The following is a 22,540-nucleotide window of genomic DNA, read 5'->3' as shown; positions in this document are numbered from 1 at the left end:
CGATGGCAGCGGGGAAGTTTGTCTCAGCCTCTCCTCCTGGCGGCCGCCGGGGTAGACCTGCGAGGAGCTTTACACAAAGTGCCAGCCATTCTCGACAAGATTCTGCGCGCCGGCGAGAACAAGATCCTGCGCAAGCTCAAGCGGATCGCCGACCAGGTCAACTCCATCGAGGACGACTTCAAGAGCCTGTCCGACGCGGAGTTGCGCGCGCTCACGGATGAGTTCAAGCAGCGACACGCCGATGGCGAGTCGCTCGACGACCTGCTCCCCGAGGCGTTCGCGACGGTCCGCGAGGCTGCGCGCCGCGTGCTCGGCCAGCGTCACTTCGACGTCCAGATCATGGGCGGCGCCAACCTCCACATGGGCAACATCTCGGAGATGAAGACCGGTGAGGGCAAGACCCTGACCTGTACTCTCCCCGCCTACCTCAACGCCATCTCGGGCAAGGGCGTCCACGTCATCACGACCAACGACTATCTGGTCAAGGTCGGCGCCGAGAACATGGGCCGCGTGCACCGCTTCCTCGGTCTCGAGGTCGGGATGATCCTCGCGGGGCAGGACCCCGCCGAGCGGCGCAAGATGTACAACGCCGACATCACCTACGGGACGAACAACGAGTTCGGCTTCGACTACCTGCGCGACAACATGGCGTGGTCGCTGGAGGAGTGCGTCCAGCGTGGCCACAACTTCGCGATCGTGGACGAGGTCGACTCCATCCTCATCGACGAGGCCCGTACCCCGCTGATCATCTCTGGTCCGGGTGAGCAGTCCGGCAAGTGGTACACCGAGTTCGCCAAGATCGTGCCGCGCCTCCGCAAGGGCGTCGAGGCCAAGACGCCCGGCGAGCCCAGCACCGGCGACTACGTCGTCGACGAGAAGAAGCGCACGGTCGGCATCCTCGAGAGCGGTGTGGAGAAGGTCGAGGACTGGCTCGGCATCGACAACCTCTACAAGCCCGAGCACACCCACCTGGTCGGCTACCTCAACAACGCGTTGAAGGCCAAGGAGCTCTACAAGAAGGACAAGGACTACATCGTCGCCGACGGCGAGGTCCTGATCGTCGACGAGTTCACCGGTCGAGTCCTGCACGGGCGCCGCTACAACGAGGGCATGCACCAGGCGATCGAGGCCAAGGAGGGGGTGAAGATCAAGGACGAGAACCAGACTCTCGCCACGATCACCCTCCAGAACTACTTCCGCCTCTACGCCAAGCTGTCCGGCATGACCGGCACCGCGGTCACCGAGGCCAACGAGTTCCACCAGACCTACAAGCTCGGCGTCGTCCCGATCCCCACGAACAGGCCGATGATCCGCAAGGACCAGTCCGACCTGATCTACAGGACCGAGGACGCCAAGTTCCAGGCGGTCGTCGAGGACATCGCCGAGCGCTACGAGGCGGGCCAGCCCGTCCTCGTCGGCACCACCTCGGTCGAGAAGTCCGAGCGGCTGTCGAAGCTGCTGACCCGCAAGGGCGTCAAGCACGAGGTGCTCAACGCCAAGAACCACGCGCGTGAGGCGGCGATCGTCGCGGAGGCGGGCCGCAAGCACGCCGTGACGGTGGCCACCAACATGGCCGGCCGTGGCACCGACATCATGCTCGGCGGCAGCCCCGAGTTCCGCGCCGACATCGAGCTGCGTCAGCGCGGCCTCGACCCGATCGAGACGCCCGACGAGTACGACAAGGCGTGGCCCGAGGCGCTGGAGAAGGCCAAGCAGGCGGTCAAGGCCGAGCACGAGGAGGTCACCGGGCTCGGTGGGCTCTACGTCCTCGGCACCGAGCGCCACGAGTCGCGTCGCATCGACAACCAGCTGCGCGGTCGTTCCGGCCGTCAGGGCGACCCCGGCGAGTCGCGCTTCTACCTCTCGCTCGGCGACGACCTGATGCGCCTGTTCAACTCGCCGCGCGTCGAAGCGATCATGGTCAGGATGAACATCCCCGACGACCAGCCGATCGAGTCCGGCATCGTCACCAAGGCCGTCGCCTCCGCCCAGCACCAGGTCGAGCAGCAGAACTTCGAGATCCGCAAGAACGTTCTGAAGTACGACGAGGTCATGAACCGGCAGCGCAAGGTGATCTACGCCGAGCGCCACCGCGTGCTGGAGGGCGCCGACCTGCACGAGCAGGTCCGCGGCTTCGTCACCGACGTGATCAAGGAGTACGTCGCCGCCGCCACCGCCGAGGGCTTCTCCGAGGAGTGGGACCTCGACAAGCTGTGGAAGGCGTTCGGCGAGCTCTACCCGATCTCCCTCAAGCTCGAGGACGTCGTGGAGGAGGCGGGCGGGCGCGAGGAGCTGTCCGCCGACGTGCTCAACGAGAAGATCACGGCCGACGCCCTCGCCGCCTACGACAGGCGCGAGGAGGAGCTCGGCTCCGAGGCCATGCGCGAGCTGGAGCGGCGCGTCATCCTGTCGGTCCTCGACCGCAAGTGGCGCGAGCACCTCTACGAGATGGACTACCTCCAGGAGGGCATCGGGCTGCGCGCGATGGCGCAGCGCGACCCGCTGATCGAATACCAGCGCGAGGGCTTCGAGATGTTCTCCGCGATGCTCGAGGGCATCAAGGAGGAGTCGGTCGGCTACCTGTTCAACCTCGAGGTCGAGGTGCAGGAGAACCCGATCGTCGAGGAGTCCGCGGAGATCGCCGAGACCCGGTCGATCATCGCCCGTGGGCTGCGGGGGCCGGAGCGTCCCACCCAGCTGGAGTACACCGCTCCCGGTGAGGACGGCGAGGTGGAGCACACCAGCGTCCGCACCACCGCCGCTCAGCGCGCCGCCTACGGCAACGTCGAGCGCAACGCGCCGTGCCCGTGCGGTTCGGGCAAGAAGTACAAGCGCTGCCACGGCGACCCCAAGCACGTCGAGGCATAACAGAACACCCGAAAGCCCCGCTCCCGGTTCCCGGGGGCGGGGCTTTCGTCATCTGCCCGAAGAGTGGACGTGCCGCCTGCCGGGCGGCCTCCGAGCGCTACTTCTGCAGGCCCTTGGCCGTCTCCGCCGCCTTGGCCAGCGCCTCCTTGGCCGAGGACTGTCCGACCAGTACGGCCTGCACCTGCTCGGCGATCGTGCTCTCGATCTGCGCGTAACCTGCGTAACGCCAGAACGGGTTCGGCGTCGCCGTCTTGGTGATCTTCTCGGTCCAGTCGGTGGTGAAGGTGTCGCCCGCGACCTTCGGGTCGGCGAGACCCGCGGTGGTGGTCGGCGGGAGCTTCACCTTCTCGAAGAAACCGGCCACGGTCGCGGTGTCGGAGGTGGCGAAGGAGGCGAAGTCGGCGGCGGCGTCGCCGCCCTCGCCGTCCACCACCACGATCACGTGGCCCCACAGCAGCGCCCGCGGCGTGTCGCCGGCCTTCAGCACCGGTCTGGCCAGCGGCGCCATCTTCTCGGTCAGCGTCTTGTCGGGCGCCTGGCTGGACACCACGCCGCGCGCGATGATCGCGTCGTCGTAGAAGGCGGCCTTGCCCTGCGCGAACAGCGCGCGGGCGTCGAAGCGATCGACGTCGGGGGCGATGAGCTTGGCGTCGTACAGCTTCTTGTACCACTCGACGGTGGCGACGGAGGCGTCGTCGCCCACCGCGATCTCCTCGCCGTTCAGCAGGGGGCTGCCGAACGTCTGCATCCACGGCAGGATGTCCTTGAGCTGGGCCGCCTTGGTCGCCGCCGCGTACGGCACCACGCCGCCGCCGAGCTTGCCGACCTTCTCGAGCGCGGCCTCGAACTCCTCGATGGTCGAGGGCAGGCCGTCCACACCGGCCTTCTTCAGCAGGTCGGTGTTGGCGATCAGGCCGATGGAGCCCGTCGTCCACGGCAGCCCGAGCTGCTTGCCGTCGAACTGGCCGCTGGAGCGGGCCACCTCGGTGTAACCGCCCTTGGCGGCCTGGGGCGAGAGGTCCCTGAGCTTGCCCATGGCGGCCAGCGCGCCGAGCCAGGAGATGTCGAGCTGGATCGCGCCCGACACCTGGCCACCGCGCAGCTTGAGTGTCACCTGGTTGAGGTACTCGTTGTAGGGGAAGGACGCGGTGTCGACCTTCACCTGCTTGGCCGTGGCGTAGGCGTCCACGATGGCCTGCACTGCGCCCTTCTGGGCCTCCTCGTTCAGTGACCACGAGGTGAAGCCGAAGGTCTTGGCAGCGGTGTCGCCCTTGGGCGCGCCGCCGCCCGAGGCGTCGGGGGTGCAGGCCGCCAGGGCGGTCGCGCCGAGGGTGGACAGTCCGAGCATCCGCAGGGCGTCCCTGCGGTTCATCGTTGTCATGGTCTCTCCAGGAAGAGGGGTGAGGGTCAGCCCTTGACCGCGCCCGCCGTGAGCCCGCCGACCAGGTATCGCTGCAGGAACATGAAGGCGGCGATGACGGGGAGCGAGACGACGAACGAGGCGGCCATCAGGTCGGGCCAGGCGGTCTGGAACTCCCCGAGGTAGGTGTGCACGAGTCCGGGCGGCAGCGTCTGGCGGTCGGGGTCGGTCAGCGTGAGGGCGAAGACGAAGTCGTTCCACGCCCTGACGAAGGCGAACAGCCCCGCCGCCACCAGGCCGGGAGCGGCCAGCGGCAGCGCGATCTGGTGCAGCGTGCGCAACCTGGAGGCCCCGTCGATCGCCGCGGCCTCCATCAGCGAGCTGGGCACCGTGTCGAAGATCCCCTTGAGCATCCACACGCACAGCGGCAGCGTGAACGTGGTGAACGAGAGGATCAGCGCCGCGTAGCTGCCCAGCAGCCCCGAGGCGCTGAAGACGGCGTAGAGCGTCACCAGCAGCAGCGCCTGAGGGAACATCTGTGAGGCCAGCACCAGGTGCATGAGCGACCTGCGGCCTCGGTAGCGGAACTTGGAGAAGGCGTAGGCCATGTAGGCGGACACGACCACGCTCAGCACGGCCGTGACCACCGAGACGATCACGCTGTTCACCAGGTAGCCGAACAGCTGCTCGTTCCTGGCGAGGTTGGCGAAGTGGTCGAAGGTGATCTCGGTGGGGAACAGCGAGGGCGGGAAGCTGAAGGCCTTGTCGTCGGGGGTGAACGCGGTGGCGACCAGCCAGTAGACGGGCAGCATGCCGAACAGCCCGATGACCACGACGGCGATCCACGCGGCCAGGCGCGAGCGGACCTGGTCGGGCCTGCGCCGCACCTTCACCTGGCGGCGTGACACCGAGGCGGGCCTGGTCAGGGTCGCGGTCATGAGCTCTCCTTCGTCTCGCGTCGCAGGTAGAAGGCGACGAGGACGAGCAGCAGCAGCATCCAGAGGCCGCCGAGCGCGGTGGCGTGGCCCAGGTCGAAGCCCTTGAACGCGGTGTCGTAGACGGCCACGGCGAAGGTCTTGGTGGAGCCCGCGGGCCCGCCGCCGGTGAGCACGTAGATCGTGTCGAAGTGCTGGAAGTTCCAGATGAACTCCAGCAGCAGCACGATGCCCGCGATGCCCTTCATGTGCGGCAGCGTGACCGACCTGAACCTGCGGACCGCGCCCGCCCCGTCGACCGAGGCCGCCTCGTGCAACTCCTTGGGCATCGTCTGCAGGCCCGCCAGCAGCATCACCATCATCCAGGGGAAGCTCGCCCAGGTCTTGGTGACGATCACCGCGATCATCGCCGTGACCGGCTGGCCGAGCCACGACACCGTCGTCTCGATGAACCCTGCCTGCATCAGCACGCCGTTGAGCACGCCGTAGTTGGCGTTGAAGATCCACAGCCAGAGGAAGGAGACGACCACGCCGGGGATCACCCAGGGGAACAGGAACAGGCCGCGCAGGAACCCGCTGCCCCTGATGCCCGAGTTGAGCGCCAGGGCCAGCGCGTAACCGACCACGAAGGGGATGAGCGTGGCGCCGATCGTGAACACCAGCGTGTTGCGCAGCACCGGCCAGAAGTCGCCGCCGAGCACGTCGGCGAAGTTGGCGAGACCGACGAACGCGCGGCCCGGCCGGACGAGGCTCTGCTCGAAGAACCCCGTGACCAGCGCCGCCACCAGCGGGTAGGCGATGATGGCGAGGAACAGCGCGAGCCCGGGGATCATCAGCAGCCAGGCGAACTGCCCGTCGGACAGCTTCCTGGCATTCATGCCGGGCTCGCGGCGAAGGCGTGGACGGGGCCGACGTAACCCAGGCCGATGCTGATGGAGTCGGCCGTCTCGATGACCGTGCGGGCCAGCTCGGCCTCTCTGGCGGCCAGGTCCATCGCCGACAGGGGGCCCGAGATCGAGATCGCCGCCACGACCTCGCGGGCCTGGTCGCGGATCGGCGCGGCCACGCACGCGCGGCCGAACGCCAGCTCCTCGACCTCCCTGGCGTAGCCGCGGCCGAGCACCGCGGCCAGCTCCTCGTCGAGCCTGGCGTGGGTGGTGAGCGTCTGCGGCGTGAACGGCTGCATCGAGGACTCGGGCAGCAGCTCGCGGCGCTCCTGCGTGCTCAGGCCGAGCAGCAGGCACTTGCCGATGCCGGTGGCGTACAGCGGCTTGCGCTGCCCGGTCAGCACGAACGAGCGGGGCGCCAGCCTGCCCTCGAAGTTCAGCAGGTAGAACATGGAGTCGCCGCGCCTGATCGCCACGTTCACGCCGAGGCCCAGCGCGGCCGCCAGGTCCTGCGCCACCTGGCGGGCCTCGCGGTGCACCGGGTTCTGGTTGAGCGCGACCCCGCCGAGCGTGATCGGCGCGGTGCCCAGGCGGTACAGGCCGCTGAGCTCGTCACGTTCGACGAACTCCAGCGTCTCCAGCGTGGCCAGCAGCCGTGAGGCGGTCGAGGTGCCGAGCCCCGTGGCCTTGGCGACATCCGACACGCGCAGCTCGGGCCGGCCGCTCAGGAACACCCGCAGGACGGAGATCGCCCGTTCCACGCTCTGATTATTGCTCTGATCGGAAGCCACCCTGTCTCCATTGCATGTGATTTGCGGTATGTGGGATGGTTACGCACATGCTGCAAGGCAGTCAACCCCTTGTGGTGGCCCGGGTGCGTTGCTTTCCGATAAAGGGGGCTCAGGCGGTTTCGAAATCCGTGCAGAGCCACTGGACGCCCCTGCGTTCGAGCCGGACGGCCAGCACGTGGTGGCGCTCGCCGCAGTGCATGAGCAGGCACATCTCCACCGCCCCCTCCTTCGGCTGCTTGACGTGGGGACGGCCGACGAGCGGGCGGCTGCTGGTCACGATCATCCGTCCCGCCCTGACGAGTTCGGCGTAGGCGCGGTCGGTGAGGCGGTCGGCCACGGTCTCGGGAGGGCGGCGGCCGGTGAGGATCTCGGCGAGCGCCTGACCGAGGTGGCGCAGGTGCCGCTCGTCGGGGACGGAGCCCGGTGGCCCCCAGACCAGGGGGCGAGGGGCGGCGGGCGCCAGAGCGAGGGAGCCGTCGGTGGCGGGCTCGGGGGCGCGGCGCTCTCCGTCGTACGGCGGGTCGGGGACCGGGGTGAGGGTGACGTGGGGGAGCGGAACGGGGCGCAGCCGGGATGGCATGAAACCTCCAACCTCATGGGTGAGAACGTCGCTATAAGGAGTTTTCGGTCCCACGCCCAGATACGTCGGCCGCCAACTTCGCGCTGCCCTGGAGGCTTTTGCGGCGATCAACGAAGAAGATCGCGCGGAGTTGGATCGGTTGGCGCCCAGCTCTCACCGGATTCCGGCGAGTCGCCGCCGCTCGAGGGGCGCGCCGAATCCTTTCCGGACGGTTGCCCGCACGCCTTCCGGCTGTGATCATTCCGGGGATCCGGCTCCCCTGCCCGGGGGGACGGTGTCCTCGTCGGGCTCCCGTCCGGGGGTGAGGATGTCGAGCCTGCGGATCAGGAAGCTGAACAGCAGGTAGTACACGACGAAGTAGGCCAGCCCGATCAGGATGATCAGCACCAGCCCGTGCGTGTTGGACTTGGTGGCGTTGAGCAGCATGTCGATGCCGCCCGCGGAGAAGCTGAAGCCCAGCCGCGTGTCCATGGCCGCCAACAGCGCCATCGACACGCCCGTGAGCAGCGCGTGGACGACGAACAGCATCGGCGCGACGAAGATGAACGCGAACTCCACCGGCTCGGTGATCCCCGTGACGAACGCGGTCAGCGCGCCGCCGACCATGATGGAGCCCACGGCGGCCCGCTTGTGCGAGGGCGCCGCCCGCCAGATCGCCAGCGCCGCGCCCGGCACGCCGAACATCAGCACGGGGAAGAAGCCGGTCATGAAGATGCCGGCGCCGTCCTGGCCGATCGCGTAGCACTTGAGGTCGCCCGCCGCCTGCACGCCGTTCACGGTGCACTCGGGGATGACGGTCCACACGATCGAGTTGACGAAGTGGTGCAGGCCGAGGGGGATGAGGAGCCGGTTGGCCACGCCGTAGACGCCGGCGCCGAGCGCGGAGTGGGTGGCCAGCCAGTCGCCGAAGCTGGTGAGCGCGGTGCCGATGGGCGGCCAGACGAGGCCGAAGATCACGCCCAGGGCGAGCGCGGTCACGGCGGTGACGATCGGCACGAAGCGTCTGCCGCCGAAGAAGGCGAGCCAGCTGGGCAGCCTGATCCGGTAGTAGCGCTGCCACAGCACGGCGGCGACCAGGCCGATCATGATGCCGCCGAGCACGCCCGTCGGCTGGGAGGAGGCCGCCTGGTTGATGACCGTCGAGCCGTCCTGCAGGGTGAGGGTGACCTTGGTCTTGACCGCTTCGGCGGAGGAGTCGAAGAACATCCGCCTGGTGACCTGGTCGAAGACGAGGTAGCCGACGAGGGCGGCGAGCGCGGTCGAGCCGTCGGCCTTCTTGGCGAAGCCGATGGCCACCCCGATCGCGAACAGCAGCGGCAGGTTGTCGAAGAGCGCGCCGCCCGCGGCGGCGAAGACCGAGGCCACCTTGTCGAGGAGGGCGTTGTCGGTACGGCCGAGCAGGTCCTCCTGGCCGAACCTGAGCAGGAGGCCGGCGGCGGGCAGGACCGCGATGGGCATCATCAGCGAACGGCCGACCCGCTGCAGCACGGCGAACGCGGACGACAAGAAGGAGGTGCCGCCCTCGGCGCTCGCAGTGCTCATCCCGACTCCCCCGGCAGATGCTCACGGGGGATGCGGGATATCTACCACGCGCCGTCCTGGGGAAACGCCGTGGTGAGCCGTCCGGTCAGGTGGCGGCGGGTCTGGCAGGGACGGCGCTCTCGCCCGAGTCGACGTCCACCTCGGGCTCGCGTCCAGGCGTCATGATGTTTAGCCGCCTGATCAGGAAGCTGAACACGACGTAGTACACCGCTCCGTAGATCACCCCGACGACCAGGATCCCCGCGAGGTTGTGGGTGTTGGACTTGCTCGCGTTCAGCAGCATGTCCAGCAGTCCTGCCGAGAAGCCGAAGCCGAGCTGCCCGCCGATCAGCGTGGTCACCGCCATCGCGATCCCGGTGAGCACGGCGTGCACCACCAGCAGCACCGGCGCCACGAACAGGAAGGCGAACTCGATCGGCTCGGTGATGCCCGTGACGAAGGAGGCGAGCGCGGCCGAGAGCATGATGCCGCCGACGGCCTTCCGCCTGCCGGGAAGCGCCGCGCGCCAGATGGCAAGGGCGGCGGCGGGCAGGGCGAACATCATGATGGGGAAGAAGCCGGCCATGAACTCCCCGGCGTTGGGGTCGCCGCCGAAGTAGCAGTTCCAGTCGCCCGCCAGCGCTCGCCCTCCGACCTGGCACTCAGGCACGACGTACCAGACGATCGAGTTGACGAAGTGATGCAGGCCGAGCGGCACGAGCAGGCGGTTGAAGAAGCCGTACAGGCCCGTGCCCACGGCCCCCGCGTCGGCCAGCGCCTTGCCCGCCTCGCCGATCCACCCGCCGAGCACCGGCCAGATCCAGCCGATCAGCACGCCCAGCACCAGCGCCGCGATCGAGGTGACGATCGGGACGAAGCGGCGGCCGCCGAAGAAGGCCAGCCACGACGGCAGCTTGATGCGGTAGAAGCGCTGCCAGAGGATCGCGGTCACCAGTCCGATCAGGATGCCGCCGAGCACCTTGGTCGGGTTCTGGACGCCGTAGTTGACGACCTCGGTGATCCCCTGCTCCTTGACCTGGCGGATCATGACCGTGTCGCGGATCGCCGAGTCGAAGAACATCACCTTGCTGACGCGGTCGAAGACGAGGTAGCCCACCACGGCCGCCAGCGCGGTCGAGCCGTCCCCCTTGCGGGCGAACCCGATCGCCACCCCTACCGCGAACAGCAGCGGCAGGTTCTCCAGCAGAGCCTTGCCGGAGGCGTCGAGCACCGCGGCGACGTGCGTCATCCACGTCAGGCCCGACACGTCGGCCAGTCCGCCCGGCTCGGCGCCGTTGGAGCCGAGCATGTCGGGCTGGCCGAACCGCAGTAACAGCGCCGCGGCGGGCAGGGCCGCGATGGGCAGCATGAGCGAGCGGCCCAGACGCTGGAGCACGGCCATGAGACGGGCGAACGGCGAAGAGATCGCGGCGGAGTCGTTCACCGGTCGTTCCTCCGGGGGGTGTCGGGGGGAAGGGAACGGGGTCCTGACGTAGCATGCCGCACCCGCGCAGAACCGGTCAGCCGCGGCGGGCGGGGATCTCCAGCATGGTGCGCAACTGGTACCGATCGGCCCGGTAGGTGGAGACACCGAGCTCGGCGCAGACCCCGCCGGCGAACGAGCGCCGCTGCAGCAGCAGCACCGCCCCTCCTCTTGGCAGCTTCAGCAGGTCGGCGTCGCTGGGATCGGCGAGGCCGCCGTCGATGGTCAGCTCGCCCGCGTCCATGACGATCCCGTAGCGCTGCTCCAGCAGCTGGTAGAGCGAGCGCCCCGTGAGATCGTGATCGGCCAGGTCGGGAGCGAGCGAGACGGGGATGTGCGCCCGCTCGATCGACAGGGGCTCGCCGTCGGCGGTCCGCAGCCGCTCGATGAAGTGCACCTCCTCTCCCGGCTGGATCCCCAGCTCCTTGGCCAGGTGCGCGCTCGCGCGCACGATGCGTCTGTCGAGGTCGCGCGAGCCGGGCTCGAGACCGCGGGCGCGCATGTCGTTGGTGAAGGAGGTGAGCTGGAGGGCCAGCTCGATCTTCGGCCTGGCGACGAAGGTGCCCTTGCCCGGAACCCTGTGCAGGCGTCCCTCGGAGACGAGGTGGTCGACCGCCTGGCGGACGGTCATCCGCGACAGCCCGAATCGCTGGCAGAGCTCGCGCTCGGACGGGATGGCCGCCCCGATGCTGAGCTCGTTGCTGTCTATGAGATCCAGCAGGATCTCGCGGAGCTGGAAGTACTTGGGCACCGGGCTGTCCGGATCGATGTGCGCCACGGATCCTCCCCTCGATCTGACCTTGAATGATGAGCTATGGTTCGTACTGGTCTAGTCCGGACTAGACCACATGCCGGAAATAGGAGTCAAGCGATGGGGACAAGATGACCACGAGAATGCGCAGCGAGATCGCCGAGCAGCCGGCCGCGCTGCGGGCCACCCTGGACTCCTTGCTCCCCCGCGTCGGCGAGGTGAAGGCGCTCGGCGAGCAGACCCGGCAGTTGCTGTTCATCGCGCGCGGTACCTCCGACAACGCCGCAGTCTACGGCCGCTACCTGGTGGAATCGCACGCGGGCCGTCTGTCGGCCCTCGCCGCGCCCTCCATCGCCACCACCTACAGGCGCAAACTCGACCTCGAAGGCGTGCTGGCCGTCGCGATCTCCCAGTCGGGCAAGACCGAGGAGATCGTGGAGACGCTGACCTGGGCCAAGGAGTGCGGCGCCAGGACCGTCGGCATCACCAACGGAGGCGAGGACAGCCCGCTCGCCCAGGCGGCCGACCTCGCGCTGGTCACCCTGGCGGGCGAGGAGAAGGCGGTCCCCGCCACCAAGACCTACACCACGCAGCTGGCGGCGCTGGCCGTCCTCGCGCTGGGGCTCGGCGCGGACGTGGACGCCGCCGACCTGCAGCGGGTGCCCGACGCCGTCGAGAAGCTGATCGCCGAGCCCGGTGACCTCGAAGCGGTCGTCGAAGGTCTGGCCGACAAGCCCGGCGTGGTCGTCTCGGGCCGCGGCCTGGCCTTCTCCACCGCGCTGGAGACCGCGCTGAAGCTCAAGGAGGCCTGCTACCTGCACGCCATGGGCCTGTCCTACGCCGACCTGCTGCACGGCCCGATCGCCGTCGTGGACGAGGACACCCCGGCGCTGCTGGTCGCGGCGGAGAACAGCCCGACGCTGGCGGGTACGGTCGCCCTGGCCGAGCGGGTGGTCGGCGCGGGTGCGGCGGCCTTCACCGTCGGCGGCGGCGCGGCCCTGGCCAAGGCGGGTACGGCGGCGCTGAACGGCCCCGACCTGCCCGAGTGGGTCGCCCCCATGGGCCTGATCGTTCCTGGGCAGCTGCTCACCGAAGCCCTCGCCAGGCGCCTGGGCATCGACCCCGACGCGCCGCGCGGCCTCAACAAGGTGACCCAGACCGACTGATCGTCCACGGTCGTTTAGCCTGGTCACAGAGACGTAACGACGAGGGAGGACAGATGGCGGCGGACGCGAACGCGATCATCGCCGGGCTCGGTGGTGTGGACAACATCATCGAGATCGAGCCGTGCATCACGCGGCTGCGCACCGAGGTGCACGACGCCTCCAAGGTCAACCAGGCGGCGCTCAAGGCCGCAGGGGCTCACGGGGTGATGGCCGCGGGCAACGTCGTTCAGGTCGTGGTGGGCCCCGAGGCCGACACGATCGCCAGCGACATCGAGGACATCATCGGCTAGAGCGCCGGCGGCGGATTCCCCGCCGCCGGCGCTCTGCTGCAGGGGGGGACCAATGACCAGCGTTCTCGCTCCGGTTGACGGGGCCGCGGTGGGGCTGGGCGCCGTGCCCGATCCGGTGTTCTCGGCGGGCATGGTCGGGCCCGGGACGGCGATCGACCCGGCGAGGGCGCCTGGCAACGCGGTAGCGCCGATCGACGGAAAGATCATGAAGCTGCATCCGCACGCCTACGTCATCGTGGGGGACGACGGCAAGGGCGTGCTGGTGCACCTGGGGATCGACACGGTGCAGCTCAAGGGGGAGGGCTTCAGGCTGCTGGCGACCGAGGGCGACAGGGTCAGCGCGGGCCAGCCCGTCGTGGCGTGGGATCCCGTCGTGATAGAGGCGGGCGGGCGCTCGCCCGTCTGCCCCGTGGTGGCGCTCGACGCCAGGGCGGAGTCGGTGACCGAGGTCGCCCACGGCCCCGTCCACGTGGGGGACGAGCTCTTCCTATGGGCGTAGACAGCGAGCGGGGCAGAGTCCGTGCCGTGGCGCTCTTCGACCTCGACGGCACGCTGATCGACACCGAGCGGCGCAACAGGATGATCTGGCAGATGCTGCTCGACAACCACCAGCTCGACCACGACGTGGCCATCTTCATGGGGCGCAGGGGCAGGGACGTGCTCCCCGAGATCTTCCCCGACCACGACGTGGAGCAGCTGATCGCCGAGGTCTTCAGCTACGACGACCACCCGGGGCTGCCCGACGTCGCCCCCGTCCCAGGGGCCGCCGAGCTGGTCCGCAAGGTCGCCGCGTACGGCTCGCGCATCGGCCTGGTGACCTCCGCCCGGCGCGAGTGGGCCGAGACGCGACTCGACCAGGTCGGGGTCAGGAGCCTGTTCGAGGTGCTCGTGACGGCCGAGGACGTCGAGGTCGGCAAGCCCGACCCGGCCGGCTTCCTGCTGGCCGCCGCCCGGCTGAGGGTGGATCCGGATGATTGCGTAGTCTTCGAGGACTCGGTGGCGGGGATATCCGCGGCGAAAGCGGCGGGTATGAAGTGCGTGGCGGTGGCCACCACCCACGCCGGCGAGGACCTGGCCGACGCCGATCTCGTGGTCGCTGACCTGACCGCGGTCGGCTGGCCGCCCTTTTCATGAGTCCAGCTGGTCTGGACCGGCACAGCAAGGAGGATCCCCGATGGCCGAGCGCAAGGTGACCGTCGAGGCGGAGGTCGGCCTGCACGCCCGACCCGCGGCGACGTTCGTGCAGGCGGCGGCGAAGGCGGACATCGACGTCACCGTGGCCAGGCAGGGCGGCCAGCCCGTCAACGCCAAGAGCATCCTCATGGTGATGGGGCTCGACGTGCGCCAGGGCGAGACGATCGTGATCAGGGCCGAGGGAGAGGGCGCGGAGGAGCTGCTCGACGAGCTGGCCGCGATCGCATCGGCGCCATGACCGTCGCGGGGGTGGGGGTCAGCCCGGGCATCGGGCACGGCCCCGTCTACGTGCTGACCGCCTCGGTGCCCGAACCCCCCGAGGGCGCCACCTACGTGGGCGAGGCGGACGAGGAGAAGGCGCGGGCGCACGCCGCGCTGGAGAAGGTCGCGGCCGACCTGGAGGCGCGCGGCGTCAGGGCCGGCGGCGAGGCGAAGGACGTGCTCGCCGCCCAGGCGCTGATGGCCCGCGACCCCGGCCTGGCCGTGGGGGTCGACGCGTTGATCGACCGGGGCACGGCCGCGGAGAGGGCCGTCTACGACTCGTTCGGGACCTACCGCGACCTGCTGACCTCGGCGGGCGGCTACCTGGGCGAGCGGGCGGCCGACCTCGACGACATCAGGGACCGCACGGTCGCCGTGCTGACAGGCCGGGCGATGCCGGGGGTGCCCGACGTGGCGGCCGAGCCGTACGTGCTGGTGGCCAGGGACCTGGCGCCCGCCGACACGGCGCTGCTGTCCAAGGACGTCGTGGCCGCGTTCGTGACGGAGGAGGGCGGCCCGACCAGCCACACCGCGATCCTGGCGCGAGCGATGGGCGTGCCCGCGGTGGTGGCCGCCCGCGGCGCCACGGGTCTGACGCCAGGTGTCCGCGTGCTCGTGGACGGAGCCGCGGGCACGGTCACCGTCGAGCCCGGCGAGCGCGAGGTGGCCGCGGCCAGGCGGCGCTCGGAGTCCAGGGAGCAGGCGCTCAGGGCCGCGACAGGTCCCGGCGGGACCTCCGACGGGCACGCCGTCCCGCTGCTGGCCAACCTCGGCGGGCCTGGCGAGGTGAAGGCGGCGCTGGCCAACGGCGCCGAAGGCGTCGGGCTGTACCGCACGGAGTTCCTCTTCCTGGACAGGAAGCAGCCGCCCACGGGGGCCGAGCAGGAGACGGCCTACCGGGCCGTGCTGGAGGCCTTCCCCGGAGGGAAGGTCGTGGTCCGCACGCTCGACGCGGGTGCCGACAAGCCGCTGGCCTTCCTGCCGCCCCAGGGCGAGGAGCCGAACCCCGCGCTCGGCGAGCGGGGGCTGCGGATGTTCAGGGTGCATCCCGAGGTCATGGCCGGACAGCTCGACGCGCTGGCCAGGGCGGCCGAGGGGCTGCCGGCCCGGTTGCAGGTGATGGCGCCCATGGTGGCCACTGTGGAGGAGGCGACCTGGTTCACCGAGGCGTGCAGGGCCAGAGGGCTGACCTCGGCGGGAGTGATGATCGAGGTGCCGGCCGCGGCGCTCAGGGCCGGGGATCTCGCGGCGGCCGTGGACTTCTTCTCGATCGGGACCAACGACCTCGCGCAGTACACGTTCGCGGCCGACCGCCAGGTGGGGGCGCTGAGCGCGCTGCAGGACGCGTGGCAGCCCGCCCTGCTCGACCTGATCGCCCTGGCCGTGGGCGAGCACGGCAGGCCGTGCGGGGTGTGCGGCGAGGCGGCGGCCGATCCCGTGCTGGCGTGCGTGCTGGTGGGGCTGGGCGTGGCGACGCTGTCGATGAGCGCTCCCTCGCTGCCTGCCGTACGGGCGGGGCTGGCCGGGCACACGCTGGCGCAGTGCCGCGCCGCGGCCGAGGCCGCCAGGGCGCAGAGCACGGCGGCGGGGGCGAGGGCGGCGGCCCGCGCGGCCCTTCCGCGGCTGGCGGCGCTCGGCCTGTAGCCGGCGAATGACGAGTCGGCCTCAACACCCGCACGCGGCCGATAGTTTGGACACATGGTTCGAGGCATCCGCAGCGCAGGCGTCCTGATGATCGCGACGGCCACCGTGGCGGCGTGCGGAGGCGCGTCGGGCAACGCGGGGGCCGCCGGCTCGGTGGCTCCTCCAGCCGTCGCGCCCACCCCTCCCGCCTCCTCCGCTCCCGCGTCGCCCACGCCCGCGCAGACCGGGAACAGGCCCGACACCGTACGGCGGGCGCTGGCGGCGATGAGCGTCGAGGAGAAGGTCGGCCAGCTGTTCATGCCCGTGCTCAACGGCACCTCCGCCGACAGCGCCGCCGAGGGCAACCAGACCTCGTTCGGCGCGAGCACCCCCGCCAAGGTGATCGCCAAGTACCACCTCGGCGGCGTGATCCTCTTCCCCGGCAACATCAAGAGCGTCTCCCAGGTCGTCTCGCTGACCAACGGCATGCAGAAGGCCTCGAAGCGCGTACCGCTCCTGATCGGCACCGACCAGGAGAACGGCCTGGTCTCCCGGATGTCCGCGCTGGTCACCGACCTGCCGGGGGCCTCGGTCGTCGGCGCCACGCGCAACACGGGCCTGGCCCGCGAAGCGGCGAAGGCCACGGGGGCCGAGCTGAAGGCGCTCGGTGTCAACCTCGACTTCGCCCCCGTGGCGGACGTCAACATCGACCCGAAGAACCCGGTCATCGGCAAGCGCGCCTTCGGCGACGACCCGGCGCGCGTCGCCCAGATGGTCGCCGCCTCGGTCAAGGGCTTCCACGACGCCGGCGTCGCCGCCACGGCCAAGCACTTCCCCGGCCACGGCGACACCAGGACCGACAGCCACACGGGGCTGCCGGTCATCAAGCACACCCGCGCCCAGTGGGCCTCGCTCGACGCGCCGCCGTTCAAGGCCGCGATCGGCGCCGACGTGGACGCGGTCATGAGCGCGCACATCGTCATGCCCAAGCTCGACCCCTCGGGCGACCCCGCCACGCTGTCCAAGCCCATCCTGACCGGGCTGCTGCGCGACAAGCTCGGCTTCGACGGCGTCGTCTCCACCGACGCGCTCAACATGGAGGGCGTGCGCAAGAAGTACAACGACGGCGAGGTCGCCGTGCGCGCCGTGCTGGCAGGCGCCGACCTGCTGCTCATGCCGCCGAGCCTGCCCAAGGCCTACGGCGCGGTGCTGGCGGCGGTGAAGTCGGGCCGCATCTCCCAGCAGCGTCTCGACGCGTCGGTGACCAGGCTCCTCGAACTCCGGCACAAGCGCGGCTTCCTCAAGGCGGCCCCCGTCGCCTCGGCGGCCCAGGCGGCCAAGGTGCTCCGCTCCGCCGAGCACCGCAGGCTGGCGGCCAGGATCGAGCGCGCAGGGCGCTAGCCCTTCCACGAACGGAGGACCGGATGGCGATCAGCACGGGCTTGGTCAGCCAGGCCGGTCCACTCGTCTGACACGGATGTCCCTCCGTCTCCTTGGACGGAAAGTCACCGTATCGAGGGAAATGACCCGCTCCATTCAGGGGATATAGGCTGCACCCCATGGTCAAGGGAGTCCTGATCGACTGGGGCGGCGTGCTCACCACGAGCATGTCCGAGGCCGTCGCCACCTGGATCGAGTCCGACCGTCTCGACGGCGAGCACTACCGCACGGTCATGCGCGAGCTGCTCCGCCAGGAGAGCGCCGTCCACGCCCTCGAACGCGGCGAGATCACCGCCGTGGAATTCGAGCGCGAGCTGGCCGCCAGGCTGCGCACCGTCGACGGCACACCGCCCCTCGCGGACGGCCTGCTCACCCGGATGTTCCTCGGCTTCCAGCGCGTCGACGCCATGTACGACATGCTGCTCAAGGCCCGCACGGCAGGTGTCAGGGTCTGCCTGCTCTCCAACTCGTGGGCCAACGAGTACCCGCGCGACGGCTGGGACGAGATCTTCGACGCCGTCGTCATCTCGGGCGAGATCGGCATGCGCAAGCCCGAGCCGCGCATCTTCCAGCACGCCCTCGGCCTCATCGGGCTGACCGCTCCCGAGTGCGTCTTCATCGACGACATCGAGATCAACATCGCCGCGGCCCGCTCGCTGGGAATCATCGGCATCCACCACATCGACCCTGACACGACCATCGCCGAGCTGGAGACGCTGCTGGGCGTCCCCCTGCGATGATGGGTCCCTTGAACGTCGTGAAAGGTTTCCGATGCGCGTATACCTGCCGAGCACCCTTCCCGCGCTGGCCCGCGCCGCGGCCGAGGGCGAGCTCGGCCCGGCCCCGCTGACCGGCTACGCGGTGACCCCCGCGCTGACCGAGTGGTACGCCTCAGGCGACACCGAGGAGCTGGAGTACGTCGCCCTCACGGAGGCGGCCCGCGCCTCGCTGCGCATGCTCGCCGCCGACAGGGCCGACGGCGTCGCCGCCGCCCCCCGGCGGGTGGTCGTGGCCGTCGAGGTGCCCGACGGCGCCCTCTCCATGGGCGCCGACCTGGAGGAGAGGGCGAGGGTACGGCTGGCGGAGTCGGTGCCCATGGCCAAGGTCGCCGCCGTCCACATCGACGACGACGGCGCGGCCGGCGACATCGAGGCCGCCATCGCCGCGCTGCCGGCCTCCGACGGCGGTGACGACGACGCCAGGTTCACCGTCGACGGCGCCGAGGCGCACGAGCTGATGTGGTACGCCACCCAGGAGATCCCCGACCTCCTCGGCTGAGCGTGAACCGCTCACTCTCCTGCAGACCGGAGAATGGACGGCATGACGCAGCACATCGTGTGGGACTGGAACGGAACCCTCTTTCACGACATCGACGCCGTGGTGGGCGCCACGAACGAGGTGTTCAAGCCCTACGGCCTGCCGGGGCTGACCGCCGACGGGTTCAGGGCCGTCTACACGCGCCCGATCTGGCTGGCCTACGAGCGCATGCTCGGGCGGGCGCTGATGGAGGGCGAGTGGGAGGAGCTCGACAGGGGCTTCCACACCAGCTACTTCCAGCTCATGGCGGCCTGCGGTCTCGCGGCCGACGCCGAGGCCTCCCTCAGGGGCTGGACGGGCACCCAGTCGCTGTGCTCGATGGCCCCGCACGACCACCTGGTCCCGACGATCACCTCCTTCGGCATCGACGGCCACTTCACCAGGGTCGACGGGCTGACCGGCACGACCGGCGGTGAGAAGGCCGAGCACATGGCCACGCACATCGCGGCGCTCAGCGTCGAGCCCTCGCAGGTCCTGGTGATCGGCGACAGCGTGGACGACGGGATGGCGGCCGCCTACGTGGGCGCGAGGGCCGTGCTCTACACGGGCGGGATGACGCCGCGCGAGGCGCTGGAGGCGACGGGCTGGCCGGTCGTCGACACGCTGGCCGCAGCGCTCGACCATGCCTAAATCGCCCCGCCGGCTTATGCATCGCGCCGGCTGGCCGTACTCTGGCGGCGTACTTCCGAGGGAGGACGCCATCAACCGTCTCGTGCTCTGGAACGTCGACCTGACACTGGTCGACGTCGCGATCGTCACCAGGGACGCCTACGCCGAGGCCTTCCGGCGGGTCACGGGGCGGCCGCTGGTCAAACTGGCCCCCGCCATGGGCCGTCCCGACTCCGAGATCGTCTTCGAGACGCTCGCCGTCAACGGGATCCCCGCCGAGGACGACCACCTGCCGCGCTTCCTCGCCGCGCTGGCCGTCGCCTTCGCCGACAGGCGCAAGCGACTGGCCAAGGAGGGGCGCATGCTCCCCGGCGCCAAGGAGGCGCTGAAGGCGGTCTCGAGGCTCGACGGCGTCGTCCAGTCGGTGCTCACGGGCACGATCAAGAGCAACGCCGTGCACAAGCTCCAGGCGTTCGGCCTGGACAAACACGTCGACTTCGACCTGGGCGGCTACGGCGAGGAGGTCTACCCGAAGGCGACGCTGCTGCAGGTGGCCCAGGGCAGGGCCAAGCAGCGCCACGGCACGCCTTTCACGGCGGCCAACACCGTGCTGATCGGCGACTCCACCCGCGACGTGCAGGCGGCGCGCATCGGCGGCGCGGCGATGGTGGCCGTCGCGTCGGGCCGCTCGACGGCGGCGGAGCTGCGCGAGGCGGGAGCGGACGTCGTGCTGCCCGACCTGTCGAACGCCTCGGAGGTCGTGGCCGCGGTCGCCGGCCTCACCTCTCCTGTCGACCGCAAGGCCGGCTAGCTCATCGAGAAGGGCCTCACAGCGGGGCCCTCCTCGCCTGGGGTCAGGGGTCTACTTCCAGACCCCTGAAGGCCCTCGCTCCGCTCGGCCGTTCTCCCTCAAGCGAGGGCTCCGCCCGCGTTCCGGGCCGTGCTTCGGTCAAGCGGCGGGAGTTCGCGGAGTCAGGCGGACGTCGACGTGCGCATCCAAGGCGCGCGCCAGGCGCTCGAGCACCGGCAGGGTCGGGATCGTCCCACCCGCCTCGAACCGCGCCACTGCCGACTGGGTCATGGCTGCCTCGCGGGCCAGATCATTCTGGCTCCAGCCGCGCCCCTCGCGCATCGCCCTGACCGTCCGACCCAGTTCATAAGCGAGACGTGTGGCTTCGTAGGCCTCAGTCGCACCCGGCTCGCTCATCCGGCGATCCCTGAGCTCCTGCCAGCTTCCCTGCTCGCTCATCGCGCTTCTTCTTCCTCGTCGATGGTGTGCGCCATCTCGACACACCGACGCATGGCTCGTCGAGCTCGCTCCACTTCACGATCCTCTCGCAACCGCGTCTTGTGGAACACGGTCAAGAGCACGATCCGGCGGTGAGGTGCGATCCAGTAGGTGATTCGCACAGCGAAATCGTCAAGGTGAAACCGCAGTTCACGAGCTTGCCGTCGAGCTGCTTTGTGTAGGGTTCTCCCAGTAGGGGTCCCTCTGCCTCCAGCAGATCGACATAGAACGCCACCCTTGCAAAGGACGTCACAGGAAGGTTTTGGAGCCACTTCCGAACTTCCGGTTCCAGCTCTACGGTACCCCAGCTCATAGCGTTGATGCTATGGGCTGACGTTCTGCCGCACCTTGGTTTCGTTCGAACACGGTGAGGCATCGGAGGCCATCCACCACGATGTTCCAAAGAACATGCGCGGAAGGCCCGAGGGGTGAAGTCCTGGCTCATGGGCTGCCGTGCGGGTGGAACGAGGCCCCTCAGGGCCGGGAGGCGCTGATCGTGTGGCCGTTTCTGCGCGCCTGGCGGTGGTCGTCAGCTCAGGTTCTGGAGGAAGCGGGCGGACACGGGGGCGGCGACCGCCGAGCCGGCTCCCGCGCCCTCCACGACCACCGCGAAGGCCAGGTCGCCCTGGTAGCCGATGAACCACGAGTGCGCGGGCGGTTCCTTGCCCGAGCCGTACTCGGCCGTGCCGGTCTTGCCCGCCGACCCCGCGGGGAACCGTACGGCATGGGCGGTGCCCTCGCTGATCACCGCGGGCATGAGGGTGCGCAGCGCGCCGACCACGGACGGTTCCAGCTTGCGCGGCGCCGAGCCGCCCTTGGGAAGCAGGTCGGCGGCGACGAGCCTGGGCGGGCGCCAGGTGCCGTTACCGATGGCGGCGGCCACGGCGGCCATGCTGAGCGGGCTGGCCAGCACGCGGCCCTGCCCGATGGAGGCCGAGGCGAGATCGGTGTCGTCCCTGGGTGCGGGGAACTCGGCCCGTACGGCGGGCACCCCCGGCATGATCGGGGCGCCGAAGCCGAAGCTGGCCGCGACCTCGCCGAGCCGTCCGCCCTTCAGTGACGACACCGCCATCGCGCCGAAGGTGGTGTTGCACGAGTGGGCGAAGGCGTCCCTGAAGGGCAGCGTGCCGAAGTCGCGGAAGCCGGCGTTGTGGAAGGGGAAGCCGCCGATGTTCTGCTCGGCCGGGCACTGCACGGTCTTGTCGGGTTGGAGGCCGTCGGCGACCAGGGCGGAGGCGGTGACGACCTTGAAGGTCGAGCCGGGCGGATACTTCCCCAGCAGGGCGCGGTTGAAGCCGCCGGGCTTGTTGACCACGGCCAGGATCTCGCCGGTCGAGGGGCGCATCGCCACCAGCGAGGCGGGCTTGGAGACGTTCTCCAGCGCGTCGGCCGCGGCCCTGTGGACGCGCAGGTCGATGCTGGTCTCGAGCGGCTTGCCCTTGGTCGCGCCCTTCTCGGCCACGGTCTCGACGAAATTGTCACCCTTGTAGAGGTTGAGCTTGGTGGACGAGCTGCCGGTGACGCGGTCCTTGTAGGTCTCCTTCAGCCCTTCGACCAGTTGCTGGACCGAGCCGGGGGCGTCGGAGCCGTCGATGCGGGTGCCGTCGGCCGCGGTGATGGGGGCGGTCTCGGGCTCGGAGGTGATGACCTTGAAGGCGGCCTTGTGGCCGAGCTTCGGATGGATGGCCGTCGTCGACCAGGCCACCTTCCACGTGCCGTCCCATTCGCCGACGGCGAGGCGCCCCTCGTAGGTCCAGTCGACGGCGCCGCGCAACCGGGCGGTGAAGGGGACGATCCTGCCCTCCTCGTTCTCCTGCCGGGGCTCGCCTGCCTCGAAGGTGGCGGCGGTGAGGCGGAGCTCCTTGGCGAAGCGCTGGTATGCGGCGGTGAAGTCGGCGGGAGCTGCGTTGACGAGCCCCTTCATCACCGCGTAGTCCTGACGGGACCAGGCCGACAGGAACGCCTCGGCGGTCGCCTCCGGCGAACCCGAGGTGCGCGTCACCCAGATCACGCCGCCCGCGACGAGGGCGGGCACCAGGAGCCCCGCGGTGACCAGCGGCCACTTTCTCCTGCGCCTGCGCTCCGGCCTGAGGTTGCTGAGTTCGTGCATGCGGCGAGCAGACCAGACCGGCCGTGATGCTGTCCAATACGGATATCGGACCCCATTCGATATGGA

General features: G+C 69.9%; 23 protein-coding genes. 12 read left to right on the top strand and 11 right to left on the bottom strand.

Features of this window, described 5'->3' with window-relative positions; all coding sequences use genetic code 11:
• Positions 1–78: 78 nt before the first annotated feature.
• The gene (gene secA, locus ABFX50_RS00945; protein WP_346142423.1) at positions 79–2,868 is read left to right on the top strand and encodes a preprotein translocase subunit SecA; all 2,790 of its coding nucleotides are present in this window, start codon (positions 79–81) and stop codon (positions 2,866–2,868) included.
• A 97-nt stretch (positions 2,869–2,965) separates the two neighbouring features.
• On the opposite strand, the gene ABFX50_RS00940 is transcribed toward secA, so the two are convergent.
• The 8 genes from ABFX50_RS00940 to ABFX50_RS00905 form a co-directional block, all read right to left on the bottom strand.
• The gene (locus ABFX50_RS00940; protein WP_346142421.1) at positions 2,966–4,249 is read right to left on the bottom strand and encodes an ABC transporter substrate-binding protein; all 1,284 of its coding nucleotides are present in this window, start codon (positions 4,247–4,249) and stop codon (positions 2,966–2,968) included.
• 26 nt (positions 4,250–4,275) lie between these two features.
• Positions 4,276–5,166: a carbohydrate ABC transporter permease gene (locus ABFX50_RS00935; protein ID WP_346142419.1), complete on the bottom strand. Its 891-nt coding sequence runs from the start codon at positions 5,164–5,166 to the stop codon at positions 4,276–4,278.
• On the bottom strand, positions 5,163–6,041 hold the full coding sequence (locus ABFX50_RS00930; protein WP_346142417.1) for a carbohydrate ABC transporter permease: 879 nt from the start codon (positions 6,039–6,041) through the stop codon (positions 5,163–5,165). The genes ABFX50_RS00935 and ABFX50_RS00930 overlap by 4 nt, the downstream gene beginning before the upstream one ends.
• Entirely contained in the window at positions 6,038–6,811 is a 774-nt protein-coding gene (locus tag ABFX50_RS00925) for an IclR family transcriptional regulator (RefSeq protein ID WP_346142415.1), read from the bottom strand. Before ABFX50_RS00925 ends, ABFX50_RS00930 begins: the two co-directional genes overlap by 4 nt.
• 139 nt (positions 6,812–6,950) lie before the next feature.
• Entirely contained in the window at positions 6,951–7,421 is a 471-nt protein-coding gene (locus ABFX50_RS00920; protein ID WP_183649925.1) for an Rv3235 family protein, read from the bottom strand.
• 237 nt (positions 7,422–7,658) lie between these two features.
• A complete protein-coding gene (locus tag ABFX50_RS00915; RefSeq protein ID WP_346142412.1) occupies positions 7,659–8,963 on the bottom strand; it encodes a PTS transporter subunit EIIC in 1,305 nt (434 codons plus the stop codon).
• Between the two features lie 85 nt (positions 8,964–9,048).
• The gene (locus tag ABFX50_RS00910) at positions 9,049–10,386 is read right to left on the bottom strand and encodes a PTS transporter subunit EIIC (RefSeq protein WP_346142410.1); all 1,338 of its coding nucleotides are present in this window, start codon (positions 10,384–10,386) and stop codon (positions 9,049–9,051) included.
• Positions 10,387–10,462: 76 nt separating this feature from the next.
• Positions 10,463–11,203, bottom strand: a complete 741-nt coding sequence (locus tag ABFX50_RS00905) for a GntR family transcriptional regulator (RefSeq protein WP_183649917.1) — start codon at positions 11,201–11,203, stop codon at positions 10,463–10,465.
• Positions 11,204–11,307: 104 nt separating this feature from the next.
• Between ABFX50_RS00905 and ABFX50_RS00900 the strand changes: the two genes are divergently transcribed.
• From ABFX50_RS00900 to ABFX50_RS00850, 11 genes are all read left to right on the top strand, one after another.
• Positions 11,308–12,342, top strand: coding sequence for an SIS domain-containing protein (locus ABFX50_RS00900; RefSeq protein ID WP_344831892.1), 1,035 nt, complete (start codon positions 11,308–11,310; stop codon positions 12,340–12,342).
• Positions 12,342–12,632: a PTS sugar transporter subunit IIB gene (locus ABFX50_RS00895; protein WP_346143022.1), complete on the top strand. Its 291-nt coding sequence runs from the start codon at positions 12,342–12,344 to the stop codon at positions 12,630–12,632. The genes ABFX50_RS00900 and ABFX50_RS00895 overlap by 1 nt, the downstream gene beginning before the upstream one ends.
• A gap of 52 nt (positions 12,633–12,684) precedes the next feature.
• On the top strand, positions 12,685–13,131 hold the full coding sequence (locus tag ABFX50_RS00890) for a PTS sugar transporter subunit IIA (protein ID WP_346142408.1): 447 nt from the start codon (positions 12,685–12,687) through the stop codon (positions 13,129–13,131).
• A 26-nt stretch (positions 13,132–13,157) separates the two neighbouring features.
• Positions 13,158–13,766 (top strand): HAD family hydrolase, encoded by a 609-nt coding sequence (locus ABFX50_RS00885; protein WP_346142406.1) that lies wholly within the window; start codon positions 13,158–13,160, stop codon positions 13,764–13,766.
• Between the two features lie 40 nt (positions 13,767–13,806).
• Complete coding sequence (locus tag ABFX50_RS00880; protein ID WP_346142404.1) at positions 13,807–14,064, top strand: HPr family phosphocarrier protein; 258 nt, start codon at positions 13,807–13,809, stop codon at positions 14,062–14,064.
• The gene (ptsP, locus tag ABFX50_RS00875; protein WP_346142402.1) at positions 14,061–15,731 is read left to right on the top strand and encodes a phosphoenolpyruvate--protein phosphotransferase; all 1,671 of its coding nucleotides are present in this window, start codon (positions 14,061–14,063) and stop codon (positions 15,729–15,731) included. The genes ABFX50_RS00880 and ptsP overlap by 4 nt, the downstream gene beginning before the upstream one ends.
• Before the next feature lie 54 nt (positions 15,732–15,785).
• Entirely contained in the window at positions 15,786–17,111 is a 1,326-nt protein-coding gene (gene nagZ, locus ABFX50_RS00870; RefSeq protein ID WP_346142400.1) for a beta-N-acetylhexosaminidase, read from the top strand.
• A gap of 158 nt (positions 17,112–17,269) precedes the next feature.
• Positions 17,270–17,890 carry an HAD family hydrolase gene (locus tag ABFX50_RS00865; RefSeq protein WP_346142398.1) on the top strand — a complete coding sequence of 207 codons (621 nt, stop codon included), beginning with the start codon at positions 17,270–17,272 and terminating at the stop codon, positions 17,888–17,890.
• Positions 17,891–17,921: 31 nt separating this feature from the next.
• A complete protein-coding gene (locus tag ABFX50_RS00860; protein ID WP_346142396.1) occupies positions 17,922–18,428 on the top strand; it encodes a DUF6912 family protein in 507 nt (168 codons plus the stop codon).
• Positions 18,429–18,470: 42 nt separating this feature from the next.
• Positions 18,471–19,097: an HAD family hydrolase gene (locus ABFX50_RS00855; RefSeq protein WP_183649887.1), complete on the top strand. Its 627-nt coding sequence runs from the start codon at positions 18,471–18,473 to the stop codon at positions 19,095–19,097.
• 82 nt (positions 19,098–19,179) lie between these two features.
• Positions 19,180–19,887, top strand: coding sequence for an HAD family hydrolase (locus tag ABFX50_RS00850; protein ID WP_312895627.1), 708 nt, complete (start codon positions 19,180–19,182; stop codon positions 19,885–19,887).
• A gap of 138 nt (positions 19,888–20,025) precedes the next feature.
• Here ABFX50_RS00850 and ABFX50_RS00845 read toward each other — a convergent pair whose 3' ends face one another.
• The 3 genes from ABFX50_RS00845 to ABFX50_RS00835 all read right to left on the bottom strand — a co-directional run bounded on the left by ABFX50_RS00845 (position 20,026) and on the right by ABFX50_RS00835 (position 22,474).
• Positions 20,026–20,325 carry a helix-turn-helix domain-containing protein gene (locus tag ABFX50_RS00845; protein ID WP_346142394.1) on the bottom strand — a complete coding sequence of 100 codons (300 nt, stop codon included), beginning with the start codon at positions 20,323–20,325 and terminating at the stop codon, positions 20,026–20,028.
• Positions 20,322–20,636 (bottom strand): type II toxin-antitoxin system RelE/ParE family toxin, encoded by a 315-nt coding sequence (locus tag ABFX50_RS00840; protein WP_346142393.1) that lies wholly within the window; start codon positions 20,634–20,636, stop codon positions 20,322–20,324. The genes ABFX50_RS00845 and ABFX50_RS00840 overlap by 4 nt, the downstream gene beginning before the upstream one ends.
• A gap of 257 nt (positions 20,637–20,893) precedes the next feature.
• A complete protein-coding gene (locus tag ABFX50_RS00835) occupies positions 20,894–22,474 on the bottom strand; it encodes a penicillin-binding transpeptidase domain-containing protein (protein ID WP_346142391.1) in 1,581 nt (526 codons plus the stop codon).
• Between the last annotated feature and the right edge of the window lie 66 nt (positions 22,475–22,540).

Origin of the sequence: Nonomuraea recticatena (assembly GCF_039533245.1) — a bacterium.
GTDB classification, from domain to species: domain Bacteria; phylum Actinomycetota; class Actinomycetes; order Streptosporangiales; family Streptosporangiaceae; genus Nonomuraea; species Nonomuraea roseola.
Note: the sequence above shows the minus strand (reverse complement) of the source record. Positions and strands in the feature narration are given on the sequence as shown.